Annotated in this window: 12 protein-coding genes; 2 read left to right on the top strand and 10 right to left on the bottom strand. The window is 70.0% G+C overall.

What is annotated here, in order from left to right:
• Nucleotides 1-16: 16 nt before the first annotated feature.
• From rdgB to murI, 3 genes are read right to left on the bottom strand one after another with little or no spacing between them, the layout of a single operon-like run.
• On the bottom strand, nucleotides 17-610 hold the full coding sequence (gene rdgB, locus ACFVAE_RS17330) for an RdgB/HAM1 family non-canonical purine NTP pyrophosphatase (RefSeq protein WP_378894900.1): 594 nt from the start codon (nucleotides 608-610) through the stop codon (nucleotides 17-19).
• Entirely contained in the window at nucleotides 607-1,338 is a 732-nt protein-coding gene (gene rph / locus ACFVAE_RS17325; RefSeq protein WP_378894898.1) for a ribonuclease PH, read from the bottom strand. Before rph ends, rdgB begins: the two co-directional genes overlap by 4 nt.
• Nucleotides 1,331-2,173 carry a glutamate racemase gene (gene murI / locus ACFVAE_RS17320; RefSeq protein ID WP_378894895.1) on the bottom strand — a complete coding sequence of 281 codons (843 nt, stop codon included), beginning with the start codon at nucleotides 2,171-2,173 and terminating at the stop codon, nucleotides 1,331-1,333. The genes rph and murI overlap by 8 nt, the downstream gene beginning before the upstream one ends.
• A gap of 57 nt (nucleotides 2,174-2,230) precedes the next feature.
• On the opposite strand from murI, the gene ACFVAE_RS17315 reads away from it, so the two are divergent.
• Entirely contained in the window at nucleotides 2,231-3,151 is a 921-nt protein-coding gene (locus tag ACFVAE_RS17315) for a sugar kinase (RefSeq protein WP_378894893.1), read from the top strand.
• A 6-nt stretch (nucleotides 3,152-3,157) separates the two neighbouring features.
• Here ACFVAE_RS17315 and ACFVAE_RS17310 read toward each other — a convergent pair whose 3' ends face one another.
• Genes ACFVAE_RS17310 through ACFVAE_RS17280 form a run of 7 tightly spaced genes read right to left on the bottom strand, consistent with a single transcriptional unit; the run spans nucleotide 3,158 to nucleotide 10,702 of the window.
• Complete coding sequence (locus ACFVAE_RS17310; RefSeq protein WP_378894890.1) at nucleotides 3,158-4,027, bottom strand: MurR/RpiR family transcriptional regulator; 870 nt, start codon at nucleotides 4,025-4,027, stop codon at nucleotides 3,158-3,160.
• Entirely contained in the window at nucleotides 4,024-4,971 is a 948-nt protein-coding gene (gene murQ / locus ACFVAE_RS17305; protein ID WP_378894887.1) for an N-acetylmuramic acid 6-phosphate etherase, read from the bottom strand. The genes ACFVAE_RS17310 and murQ overlap by 4 nt, the downstream gene beginning before the upstream one ends.
• Nucleotides 4,968-6,116, bottom strand: coding sequence for an anhydro-N-acetylmuramic acid kinase (locus ACFVAE_RS17300; protein ID WP_378894885.1), 1,149 nt, complete (start codon nucleotides 6,114-6,116; stop codon nucleotides 4,968-4,970). Before ACFVAE_RS17300 ends, murQ begins: the two co-directional genes overlap by 4 nt.
• Before the next feature lie 7 nt (nucleotides 6,117-6,123).
• Nucleotides 6,124-7,590 (bottom strand): glycoside hydrolase family 3 protein, encoded by a 1,467-nt coding sequence (locus ACFVAE_RS17295; RefSeq protein WP_378894882.1) that lies wholly within the window; start codon nucleotides 7,588-7,590, stop codon nucleotides 6,124-6,126.
• A gap of 3 nt (nucleotides 7,591-7,593) precedes the next feature.
• Nucleotides 7,594-8,424 (bottom strand): carbohydrate ABC transporter permease, encoded by an 831-nt coding sequence (locus ACFVAE_RS17290; RefSeq protein ID WP_378894879.1) that lies wholly within the window; start codon nucleotides 8,422-8,424, stop codon nucleotides 7,594-7,596.
• Nucleotides 8,421-9,371, bottom strand: coding sequence for a carbohydrate ABC transporter permease (locus tag ACFVAE_RS17285; protein ID WP_378895047.1), 951 nt, complete (start codon nucleotides 9,369-9,371; stop codon nucleotides 8,421-8,423). The genes ACFVAE_RS17290 and ACFVAE_RS17285 overlap by 4 nt, the downstream gene beginning before the upstream one ends.
• A gap of 32 nt (nucleotides 9,372-9,403) precedes the next feature.
• Nucleotides 9,404-10,702 (bottom strand): sugar ABC transporter substrate-binding protein, encoded by a 1,299-nt coding sequence (locus tag ACFVAE_RS17280; RefSeq protein ID WP_378894876.1) that lies wholly within the window; start codon nucleotides 10,700-10,702, stop codon nucleotides 9,404-9,406.
• Nucleotides 10,703-10,835: 133 nt separating this feature from the next.
• Here ACFVAE_RS17280 and ACFVAE_RS17275 point away from each other — a divergent pair, with 133 nt between their 5' ends.
• Nucleotides 10,836-12,161 (top strand): nicotinate phosphoribosyltransferase, encoded by a 1,326-nt coding sequence (locus ACFVAE_RS17275; protein ID WP_378894873.1) that lies wholly within the window; start codon nucleotides 10,836-10,838, stop codon nucleotides 12,159-12,161.
• The last annotated feature ends 70 nt before the right edge of the window (nucleotides 12,162-12,231 follow it).

Raw genomic sequence — 12,231 nt, 5'->3', positions numbered from 1 at the left:
TGATTCTCAGTACCGACTAGAGCTGCTCGAGCAGCGGAAGAAGGGCCGCGAAGGCGCGGCCGCGATGCGAGTCGGCCTGCTTCTCGTCGGCGGTGTACTCCCCCACGGTGCGCTCGGCACCGGCGTCCTGCCCGTCCGGGATGAAGATCGGGTCGTAGCCGAACCCACCAGGCCCTGCCGGCGCGTGCGCGAGGCGCCCCGGCCAGACGCCCTCCACGGTCTGCTCGGCACCGCCGGGGACGACCAGCGCGATCGTGGCGTGGAACTGCGCGGCGCGGTGCGGGTCGGCGATGTCGCGCAGCTGGTCCAGCAGCAGCTCGAGATTGGCGACCGCATCCTTCTTCTGCCCGGCCCAGTACGCGGAGAACACGCCGGGCGACCCTCCCAGCACGTCCACGCAGATGCCGGAGTCGTCGGCCACGGCGGGCAGCCCGGTGTGCGTAGCCGCGGCACGCGCCTTGATGAGGGCGTTCTCGGCGAAGGTCACGCCGTCCTCCACCGGCTCCGGGCCGTCGTAGCCGATGATCTCGAGGTCGGGCCGCACGCTGCTCACCAGCGCACGGAACTCGTCGACCTTGTGAGGATTGTGCGTGGCGAGGACGATCTTCACGCGAGCGCCTTCAGCTGCAGGTCCTTCAGTTCGGCGCAACCGGCCACGCCCAGGTCGAGCAGGGCGTCGAGCTCGCGCTTGTCGAAAGGCGCCCCCTCGGCCGTGCCCTGCACCTCGACGAACAGACCGCGGCCGGTGACGACGATGTTCATGTCGGTCTCTGCGCGCACGTCCTCGACGTATGCCAGGTCGAGCATGGGCTCGCCGTCGATGATGCCGACCGACACCGCGGCCACCGAGTCCAGCAGCGGCGTGGAGTTCTTCCCGATGAACTTCTTCTCGCGACCCCATTCGATCGCGTCCGCGAGCGCGACGTAGGCGCCGGTGATGGCGGCGGTGCGGGTGCCGCCGTCGGCCTGCAGCACGTCGCAGTCGATCACGATCGTGTTCTCGCCGAGCGCCTTGGTGTCGACGACGGCGCGCAGCGCCCGGCCGATCAGGCGCGAGATCTCGTGGGTGCGTCCGCCGATGCGGCCCTTCACGCTCTCCCTGTCGTTGCGGCTGTTGGTGGCCCGCGGCAGCATCGCGTACTCGGCGGTCACCCACCCCTTGCCCTTGCCGGTGAGCCAGCGCGGAACGCCGTTGGTGAAGGATGCGGTGCACAGCACCTTCGTGCCGCCGAAGCTGATCAGCGCCGAGCCCTCGGCCTGCGCGCTCCACCCGCGCTCGATGGTGATCTCGCGCAGCTGGTCGGTGGTGCGGCCGTCGGCCCGGGTGATGTCAGACATTGTTTCCTTCCAAGGACAGGTCGGGGAGCGTGATGACGCCGGTCTGCACAAGCTGCACGTCGCGCACCTCGCGGCCCATCAGCCGGTTCGCGAGGGCCGCGAAGTCGTCGGCGGAGTCGCCGGTCGCCTCGTACACGTGGGTCGGCCGGGCATCCGGTGAGGCGAGCAGGTCGCCCGCCACCAGCTGGCGATAGACGTCGGCAGCGGTCTCGTCGTCACTGGAGACCAGGCTGACGCCGTCTCCCATGACGTAACTGATCGCGCCGCGCAGGAACGGGTAGTGGGTGCACCCCAGCACGAGGGTGTCGACGCCGGCCTCGCGCAGCGGCGCCAGGTAGCCCTCCGCGGTCGCGAGCACCTCGGGGGTGCCCGTGATGCCGGCCTCGACGAACTCGACGAAGCGCGGGCAGGCGGCCGTGAACACCTCCAGCCGCTCGTTCACCTCGAGCATGTCCTGGTAGGCCCGGGAGCCGATCGTGCCGACCGTGCCGATCACGCCGATGCGCCCGTTGCGGGTGGTCGAGACCGCGCGCCGCACGGCGGGGCCGATCACTTCGACGACGGGGACGTCGTAGCGCTCCCTCGCGTCGCGCAGCATGGCGGCGGATGCTGTGTTGCAGGCGATCACGAGCATCTTCACGCCCTGTTCGACCAGAGTGTCGAGCACTTCGAGTCCGTAGCGGCGGACGTCGGCGATCGGCTTGGGACCGTACGGCGAGTGCGCGGTGTCGCCGATGTAGACCAGGGACTCCTGTGGCAGCTGGGCCCGGATGGCCCGCGCGACGGTGAGCCCGCCGACCCCGGAATCGAAGATGCCGATCGGAGCGTCGTTCATGATGGTCCAGCCTATCGCGATTGCCGTGCTCGCCCCGTTGGCCGTAGTGTCTGAGACGTGCCCGAAGCATCCGACGTCACCGTCGTCAGCGTGGGCGAGGGACTGGTGGTGTTCACGCCCGAACCACCCCGACCACTCGCCGAAGCCCAGACTTTCGCGCGCTCGCTCGGCGGAGCAGAGCTGAACGTGGCTATCGCCCTGCAGACCGCCGGCGTGCGCTCCGCCGTCGTCGGCCGCGTCGGCGACGACGGCTTCGGCGAGTTCCTGCTCGCCGAGCTCGGCCGGTACGGGGTCGACACGTCGGCCGTCGAGCGCGATCCGCACGCGCCGACCGGCCTGTACGTCAAGGAGGTCTCCGCCGAGGCCGCCGGCATCGCCGACCGCATGCACTACTACCGCAGCTCGTCGGCGGGGAGCCTGCTCTCCCGCGAGACGCTCCAGACGCCCGCCGCACGCTCGCTGCTGGAGCAGGCGAGGATCGTGCACACCACCGGCGTCACGTCGGCGCTGTCCTCCTCCGCGCTGCTCGCCCAGGAGTCGCTGTTCCAGGACGACCGAGGGTCCGGCATCCGCTCATTCAGCGTGCACTGGCGGCCGCCGCTCTGGCTCGGCCGGGAGGACGTCGGGCGCGCGGCGCTGGCGGATCTCGCCCGCCGCGCCGATGTCGTGTTCGTCTCGGAGGCCGACGCGCTCAGCGTGTTCGGCGCGACGGATGCCGGAGCACTGCGCGCGCTGCTGCCGGAACCGCGCCATCTGGTCGTCACCCACCCCACCGGAGCGACGGCGTTCGACGGCGGCACGCGTGCCGAAGCTCCGCCGATCGACTTCCGCATGATCGAGCCGATCGGTGCCGAGGACGCGATCGCGGCCGGATTCCTCGCCGGGCTCGTCAGCGGGCTGTCGCTGGAGGGCTCGCTGGCGAGGGCGAACCGCCTCGCGACACGGGTGATGTCGAGTACCAGGGACCACCTGGGCTGATCGCCGTCAGTCGGCGCCGAGGTTGTGCGTCTCGATGACCTCGCGGGTGCGCTGCAGTGCGGTGCGCACCGAATCGCCGTGCGCCTGCACGACGCGGGTGAACAGGATGTCGATGACGGCGAGCTGCGCGATCCGGCTGCCCATCGCGCCGATGCGGAACGGCGACTCCCTGGCCTTGGTCAGCAGCACGTGGTCGGCGCGGTGGGTGATCGCCGAGTCCGGTGCATTCGTGATCGCGACCGTGGTCGCTCCCGCCGCCCGCGCGATCTCCATCGGCTCGATGACCTCGCGCGTCGTCCCGCTGTGCGAGATCCCGACGACCACGTCACCCGGACCGCGCTGAGCCGCCTGTACGAGCGCGAGGTGCACGTCGGAACCGTGCCAGGCGGTGTGTCCGATGCGCACCAGCTTGAGGTACAGGTCGACCGCGGCGAGCGCGGACGCCCCCATGGCGAACACGTCGGTGCGGGTGGCTGCACCGATCAGTGCGGCGATCTCGTCCACCTGCCTGGGGTCGAGCCCGTGCGCGGTCTGCTCGATCGCGCGCATCTCCTGATAGGCGATCTTCGACGCGACACTGCCGGCGTCATCGTCGGCGAGGATGTCCTCGTCGTCGATGCCGAACCGCTCCCGGTCGGCCTGCTCCCTGCTGACGGCCTGCGCCACCTCCATGCGGAACTGCCGGTACCCCGAGAAGCCAAGTGTCTGCGCGAACCTGGCCACCGTCGCCGGAGACGTCTCGCACAGCACGGCGAGGTCGGTGATCGCCAGGTCGACGACGATCGTGGGATCGGCTGCGATGCGCTGCGCCAGCCGCGCCTCGGCAGCGCTCAACCCCGAGGGGTCGACGCGCAGGGCGGCGAGCGGGTCCGTCACGCGATGCTGTTCCCTCCTGCGGGCGCGCCCAGGGCCGCGAGCGCTGGGCGCAGGCGTCCGTGCGACTCGGCCAGCAACTCGTGCGCGGCGTCCGCGTCAGCGCCGGCGGCGATCAGGATCGCGACCTTCGCCGAGCCGTCCGCCCGGCGGAGCGCGTCCGCTGCGACGGTCCTGTCGCAGCCCGTGGCCTGCATGACGATGCGCTCCGCACGCACGCGGAGCTTCTCGTTGGTCGCCTGCACGTCGACCATGAGGTTGCCGAGCACCTTGCCCTCCTGCACCATCGCGAGCGTGGACAGCGTGTTCAGCACGAGCTTCTGCACCGTGCCCGCCTTCAGGCGCGTCGAGCCCGCAACGGCCTCGGGGCCGGCGTCGATCTCGATGGCCACGTCGACGCCGCGCGAGATCGCGGCATCGGTGTTGCCGGCCAGGCTGATCGTGAACGCGCCGAGCCGCTGCGCCCGCTCGAGCGCGCCGGCGACGTACGGGGTACGACCGGATGCCGAGATCCCGACGACGGCGTCGGCCGCGGTGAGTCCGATCCGATCGATGGCCTCGGCGCCGGCGACGTCGTCGTCCTCCGCGTTCTCCACGGCGCCGCGGACCGCGACCTCTCCCCCGGCGATCAGTCCGACGACCTCTTCGGGGGCTGTGCCGTAGGTCGGCGGGATCTCGCTCGCGTCCAGCACACCCATGCGCCCGGCGGTGCCGGCACCGATGTAGATCAGCCGGCCGCCCTTCGCGCGCTGCGCGACGATGCCGTCCACCGCCGCCGCGATCTCTGCGGAGCGTCCGGCCACGGCTTCGGCGGCCTGCGCGGCCTGCGCGATCATGACGCTCACCTGATCCACCGTGCTGCGCACGTCCAGGTCGGCGTACGCCGGATCGGCGCGCTCCGTCGACAGCGTCTGCAGCGACACGCGAAGGTCGTCGTCCTGGGTCATCGTCTTACCTCCACACGGGCGAAGGCCGGCCGCGGGCGCGGCAGACCGAGCGGCGCGTGCGCCGCGGTGAACCGGCCGGCGATCCGCGATCCCGTCGTCGTGAGGGAGATCGGGATGCCGTGCCATGACAGCACTCCGAGCACGGCGAACATCAGGTTCTCCCTGCTGTCCGGGTCCACTCCGTGCTCCGCGCTGGAACTGATCCGCACGGGCGCGGCGAGCTCGGCGAGACGACGCATCAGCACCGGATTCCGGACGCCGCCGCCGGAGATGATCGCACTCGTCGCGCCGGACGCGCGCAGGGCCTCGGCGATGCTCCATGCCGTCAGCTCGACCAGCGTGGCCGCGGCGTCGGCATCCGACAGGGGCTCCGCGGCCTCGGACCGCGCCGCATCGTCGAGCAGCCCGAGATGGAACTCATGCCGGCCGGTGCTCTTCGGCGCCGGCAGCGCGAAGTAGGGGTGAGCGCGCAGCGCCCGCATCAGCTCAGGACGGACCGTACCGGCCGCAGCCAGCGCCCCGTCGCGGTCGAAGCCCTGTTCGCCGCCCGTGCGCCGCTCGACCAGAGCGTCGAGGAGCGCATTCCCAGGTCCGCTGTCCCAGGCCTGCACGCGGCCGTCCGGGTGCACCACCTGAACGTTGGCGATCCCGCCGATGTTCACGGTCGCGATGCCCTCGCCCGACGCCTCGGCGATCGGACCGAGCCACAGCCGGTCGAACAGCGCCATCAGCGGAGCGCCCTCGCCGCCCGCGGCGATGTCCGCGCTGCGCAGGTGCGAGAGCACCGGGCATCCGGCGGCCTCGGCGATGGGGGCGGGCTCGCCCAGCTGAGTGGTGCCGCGGGCATGCCCGTCCTCCACCCAGTGGTAGACGGTCTGACCGTGGGAGACGACGAGGTCGAGGTCGGGGATGTCGCGCACCGTGTCGGCGAAAGCCTCACCGAGTCGCCAGTCCAGCGCGCACCAGGCCGCCGCGTCGATCGACGCTCCATGCGTGACATCGAGGATGCTGCGCCGCAGCTCCGGCTGCCAGGGCACGGTGCGCCAGTCGACGGTCCGGAGCACCAGTGCGTCGCCCTCGGGCTCCGCCTCGACCACGAGCACGTCGATGCCGTCGGCCGAGGTGCCGGACTGCAGCGCGCACACCCTCATCTCACTGGCCGATCAACGCCTGTCGGGCGGCCTGGGCACCGATCAGGTTCGCCCCGCGCACCTGCACGACCGGTGCGTCGTCGATGACTGCGGGGCCGAAGCCCACGTCGACGACGGTCGTCCCCGCACGAGCTGCGACGAGGCGCTCGACGAGTGCCCGCTGCGGCGACTGCTCGTCCAGGCGATCGGCCAGCACGACGGTGCGTCCGGACGAGACCTGACGCTCGGCGTCGGCGACATCCGATTCCTCGGCCCGCTCGGCATCGAGGCGCACGATCTCGCCGCCGGCGGCGAGCGCCTCCGCGACGTGCCCCGCAGCACTGTCGACCGCCAGTGACGAGCGGCGGCGGACGTCGACCACCGTCGTCGGCGCATCCGGCAGCGACTGCAGGTCGCCGACGACGGTCACCGCGCGTCGCACGACGGATGCCGCGTCGAAGTCGGCCGGTTCGGCAGCGGAACGCGCTGTGACCGCAGCCGACATCCGCGCCACACGACCGGCGGCTTCCTCCACGCGCTCGCGGGACAGCTCGCCGGAGCGCAGCGCAGCGACGATCGCGTCGCGCACCGCGTGGAAGTCGCGTTCGTCCTGATCGGGCAGCATCGCGGGTCCCGGGTTGGTCGGGTTGCCGATGCACAGCAGGTCGGCGCCGGCTGCGAGGGCGCGCACCGCGCCTCCGCCGAGCCCGACGGTCTCGCGGATGGCCGCCATGTCGAGGGCGTCGGTCACGATGACGCCGTCGAAGCCGGCATCCCGCAGCATGCCCAGCACGCGCGGATTGAGTGTGGCGGGCTCCTCGCCCCAGGCCGGGACCACGATGTGCGCGGTCATGATGGAGAGCACACCGGCTTCGGCCGCTGCCCGGAACGGCGGCAGATGCTCTGCCTCGATCTGCTCGGGAGTGAGGTCGATCCGCGGCAGATCGTGATGCGAGTCGACATGGGTGTCGCCGTGGCCGGGATAGTGCTTGGCACACGCCGCGAGCCCGGTGGACTGGATGCCGACCACCTCGGCCGCAGTGTGCCGGGAGACCACGTCGGTGTCGTCGCTGAAGGACCTGGTGCCGATCACCGGGTTGCGCGGGTCGGTGTTCACGTCGGCCACCGGCCCCAGGACGACGTCGGCTCCGATCGCCGCGCACCGGCGACCGATCTCGGCGCCCGTCGCGCGCGTCGCGGCCTCGTCATCGACGAAGCCGAGCTGCTCGGCACCGGGGACCGTCGAGCCCGTCGCGGTCTCGAGCCGGGTGACGCTGCCGCCCTCCTCGTCGATCCCGATCAGGGCGCCGGGGGCGATCTCGTGGATCCTGGCGCTGAGCGCGGCGGTGTCGCCGAGCAGGTTCTGCGCGAAGTACACGACGCCGGCCAGGCCGTCGCCGAGCTCCCGCTCGAGCCAGCGCGGCACGGTGCTGCCCAGGAACCCGGGCCACACGACCCCGTTCGCCAGGCGGGTCAGGTCATCGACCACGGGTCATCCCTTCACAGCGCCGGCGACGAGACCGTCGCTGAGTCGGCGCTGAACGATCACGAAGAACACCATCACCGGAAGGGTGATCAGCGTCGAGGCCGCCATGATGTAGCCCCATTCGTTGGAGTGCTCACCGAAGAACTGACGGAGCCCGATCGACACAGTGTACTGTTCCACTTCTCCGCCGAGCAGCGTCATTGCGAAGATGAACTCGTTCCATGCGGTGATGAACGAGAACACGCTGGTGGCCACCAGCCCGGGCATGACGAGCGGGAACAGCACGGAGCGGAACATCCGCCACCAGGAGGCGCCGTCGATGTACGCGGCCTCCTCGAGCTCGATGGGGACGGCTGCCACGAACCCGCGCAGCATCCAGATGCCGAACGGCAGCGACAGCGCGACGTAGACGATCATCAGGCCGATGAGCGTGTTCAGTAGTCCGAGGTTCTTGATCTGGATGAACAGCGGGATCACGAGCGCCTCGAGCGGCACCATCTGCACGACCAGGATCATCAGCAGCATGGAGGTGCGGAACCTGAAGCGGAACCGGGTGACCGCGACGGCGGCGAGCAGAGCAAGCAGGGCGCTGGCGAGCACGGTCACGATAGCGACGATGGCCGAGTTGCGCAGGAACACGTCGAACCCGCCGTCGGTGAGCACGTAGGTGAAGTTGTCCCAGGTGAACTCGCGGGGCAGCAGATTGCCGCCGCCGCTGGAGGCCTTCTTGTCGAAGGAGCTCATGATCATCCAGTACACCGGGAACAGGGTGAACAGCAGCAGGCCGATCACCGCGACGACGATGCCGAACCGGCCGAGGGGCGAAGACTTCCTCACAGCTGGTCCTCCTTGAGAAGGGTGCGGATGTAGACGATCGTGATCACCAGCAGCACCAGGGTCAGCAGCACGGCGAGCGCGGAGCCGAACCCGTACCTGTTCTGGCCGAAGGACTCCACGTACGACCACACGCCGAGGTTGAGCACGGATCTGTTCGATCCGGCCCCTCCTGGCATCAGGAACACCTGCGTGAACACCTTGAAGTCCCAGATCGTGGACAGGATGATGACGACGGAGAACACCGGCCGCAGCGTCGGGAAGATGATCTTCCAGAATCGGCGCCATGCACCGGCGCCGTCGATCTCGGCGGCCTCGATCATTTCCTTGGGAACGCCGAGGAGACCGGCGAGGACCGTGATCGCGACGAACGGGAAGCCGTGGTGCACGACGTTCAGCAGCACGATGGCGTAGAAGGCCCAGCGGTTGGTGAACCAGTTCACCGGTCCGTCGATCACGCCCATGGACTGCAGCGCGGCGTTGAACACGCCGCGATCGGCGTCGAAGATCCAGGTCCAGACGTACGTGCCGGTCACGGCCGGCATGGCCCAGGCGATCATGATCGCGCTGCCGACGATGGTGCGCCAGGCGAGGCCAAGCCTCGCCAGCAGCAGCGCGACGAGCGTGCCGAAGGCGACGGTGGTGAACACCGAGACGATCGCGAAGCCGACGGTGTTCGGCACCACGACGGCCCAGAGCTGCGGGTCGGTGAGCGCCTCGACGTAGTTGTCGAGGCCGATGAAGTTGGTCGTCCCCCGGCGGATCTCGCGGAGGCCGTAGTCCTGGAACGACAGCAGCACGACCTGCACCAGCGGCCACAGCAGCAGCACGCCGAGCACGATGAGTGCGGGCCCGAGCAGCAGCCAGGGGCGCGTCCGGGCGATCGAGAAGAGCTTCTGACGACGCCCGCCGGCCGGAGAAGGAGCGGTCTCCTTCTCCGGCGCGGACATCGTCGCGGGGAGCGACGTGGTCAAGATGCGACCTACTTGGTGTTCAGCAGGTCGGTCATCTCAGCCGCGGCGTCCTTCGACGCCTCGGCGACGGTCTTCTGACCGCTGAGGATCTCCTGCATCATCGTGTTGGTGGTCTGCTTGGCCTGGACGGCGCCGAACTGCGGGGTCACCGGCACGGATGCTCCGCCGTCGACCATCTGCTTCGCGAACGGGGCGATCAGCGGGTCGGTGGATTCCACGGCGTCCTTCATCAGCGACTCCAGGCCGGGGAAGTAGCCGGTCGAGTCGGCCCACTGGGACGCGAACTTGCCGACGGTCATCAGCTTGACGAGCTCCCACGCCAGGTCGGGCTCCTTGGAGTCCGCGAAGATCGACAGGTGCGATCCGCCGAGCACGGAGGGGGCGATGCCGCCGTCCTCACCGGGGATCACGGCGACGCCGAGCTTGCCCTCGAGCTCGGGGTTGGACTCGATCAGCGACTTCGGGGTCCACGAGCCGGAGAGCATCGTGGCGACCTTGCCCTGGGTGAACGCGTCGCGGACGTCGGTCTCCTTCCAGGTGGTCGCGCCGGGCGTCGAGAAGCCGTGCTTGAGTGCCAGATCGGTGTAGAAGGTCAGGCCCGCCTGCGACTTCTTCGAGTCCAGCTCGGACTTCCACTTGTCACCGTCCTTGACGGCGACCTCGCCGCCTGCACCCCAGACCCAGGGGTACACGCCGAACTCGGCATTGCCGGGAACGACGAACGCAGCCATCTCGGGGTGCGCGGCCTTGATCTTCTCGCCGTTCGAGACGATCTCGTCCCAGGTGGTGGGAGCCTTCAGACCGAGCTCCTCGTAGATGTCGGCGCGGTACACGATCGAACGGACACCGGCGTACCAGGGCATGCCGTAGAGCTCGCCGTCGTAGGTGCCGGCTTCGGCGAGGCCCTTGACGAGGTCGTCCTTCAGGCCCTTGTCCTCGGCGACGTAGTCGTCGATGGGAACGAGAGCGCCGGCGTCGGCGAACTCGGGGGTCCAGGTGGTGCCGGTCTCGGCGACGTCCGGCGCGGTGCCGCCGGCGATGGCGGTCACGAAGCGCTGGTGGCCGTCGGCCCACTGCACCTCTTCGAACTTGACCTTGGCGCCGGTCTTCTCGGTGAACGCCTTCGACACGGCGTCGAGGTAGGCGGACGAGTCAGGGTTCGTGCCCTGCATCACCCAGGCGGTGATCGTCTTGCCCTTGCCGTCGACGGCGTCGCCGGAGTCTCCGGAGTTGCCGTTGGAGCATCCGGCGAGAGCCAGCGCGGCGACCGCGCCCAGCGCGACGACGGAGATCACGCGAGTTTTCATTGTGCATCCCTGTTCTTCGTTGAGCAGTCACGGGTGATCCCGAACCTGGAAGTAGTATTCATTAGATTAGGCGTCCGCGCAAATAACTTTCATGCGACGGAGCCGCCGACGCGCCGTCACTAAACTCGACCTCATGACGACGTCGACGGCGCTCTACACCGATCGCTACGAACTGACCATGCTGGCCGCGGCTCTGCGCGACGGAACGGGCGCACGTCCGTGCGTGTTCGAGCTGTTCTCGAGGCGTCTCTCCGGCGGACGCCGGTTCGGCGTCGTCGCCGGCACCGGCCGGCTGCTCGCGCTGCTGCGCGAGTTCCGCTTCGGTGAGGACGAGCTGCGGTTCCTGCGCGACAACGACGTGGTGGATGCCGCCACGCTCGCGCATCTGGAGGACTACCGCTTCACCGGCACGATCCGCGGCTACCGCGAGGGCGAGCTGTACTTCCCCGGCTCCCCCATCCTCACCGTCGAGGGCACTTTCGCCGACGCCGTGGTGCTCGAGACGCTCGCCCTCAGCGTGCTCAACCACGACTCGGCCGTGGCCACGGCGGCATCCCGCATGAGCATCGCCGCCGGCGAGCGGCCCCTGGCCGAGATGGGTTCGCGGCGCGCGGCCGAGCACTCGGCGGTCGCCGCAGCCCGCGCGGCGTACATCGCCGGTTTCGGCGCGACCAGCAACCTCGAGGCCGGGCGCAGCTGGGGCATCCCGACCATGGGCACCGCTGCGCACGCCTGGACGCTCCTGCACGACGACGAGGAATCGGCCTTCCGCTCGCAGATCGCGGCACTCGGCACCGACACCACCCTGCTCGTGGACACCTACGACATCCGCGCTGGCGTGGAGCTCGCGATCCGGGTGGCCGGCACGTCGCTGGGCGGTGTGCGCATCGATTCCGGCGATCTGCCGATCGTGGCCGCCGAGGTGCGCGCGCAGCTCGACGAACTGGGCGCCACCGGCACCAGGATCACCGTCACGAGCGACCTGGACGAGTACGCGATCGCCGCCCTTGCCGCCTCGCCCGTCGACGCCTACGGCGTCGGCACGTCGGTGGTCACCGGCTCCGGCTACCCCACCGCGAGCATGGTCTACAAGCTCGTCGCCCGGCAGGATGCCGCAGGCTCATGGGTGCCGGTCGCGAAGGCGTCGACGGACAAGGCCTCGAAGGGCGGCAGGAAGGCGGCGTTCCGCTCGCTCGAGCACGGCACGGCGACGGCCGAGACCATCGCCGTGTCCGCCGGCTTCGACGAGCTGGACGTGCCCTCCGAGCATCCGGATGCCCGCGCGCTGCAGGTGGTGCTCGTCGAGAACGGTGAGATCGACCCGTCGCACGAGGGCGCCGAGGGAACCGCGTCCGCTCGCGCGCATCACCTGCGTGTTCGTGAAGAGCTGCCGATCCGCGCTCTCGCGCTCAGCAAGTCGGACCCGGCGATTCCCACGATGTTCGTCGAGGCCCGATAGGGGCAACCCGGTTCCTGAGCGCCCTTCGTCTCGCTGCGCTCGCTCAGGAACCGGCGAAGCGACGAGACGA

Origin of the sequence: Microbacterium sp. NPDC057659 (assembly GCF_042799915.1) — a bacterium.
In the GTDB taxonomy this organism is placed as follows: Bacteria; Actinomycetota; Actinomycetes; order Actinomycetales; family Microbacteriaceae; genus Microbacterium.
This window is presented reverse-complemented; position numbering and strand designations above follow the sequence as displayed.

Excerpts from the sequence above, each read along its gene's own strand:
- rph (WP_378894898.1), bottom strand. The coding sequence starts at position 1,338 with ATGTCTGACATCACCCGGGCCGACGGCCGCACCACCGACCAGCTGCGC.
- murI (WP_378894895.1), bottom strand. The coding sequence starts at position 2,173 with ATGAACGACGCTCCGATCGGCATCTTCGATTCCGGGGTCGGCGGGCTC.
- murQ (WP_378894887.1), bottom strand. The coding sequence starts at position 4,971 with ATGACCCAGGACGACGACCTTCGCGTGTCGCTGCAGACGCTGTCGACG.
- ACFVAE_RS17285 (WP_378895047.1), bottom strand. The coding sequence starts at position 9,371 with ATGTCCGCGCCGGAGAAGGAGACCGCTCCTTCTCCGGCCGGCGGGCGT.
- ACFVAE_RS17280 (WP_378894876.1), bottom strand. The coding sequence starts at position 10,702 with ATGAAAACTCGCGTGATCTCCGTCGTCGCGCTGGGCGCGGTCGCCGCG.
- ACFVAE_RS17275 (WP_378894873.1), top strand. The coding sequence starts at position 10,836 with ATGACGACGTCGACGGCGCTCTACACCGATCGCTACGAACTGACCATG.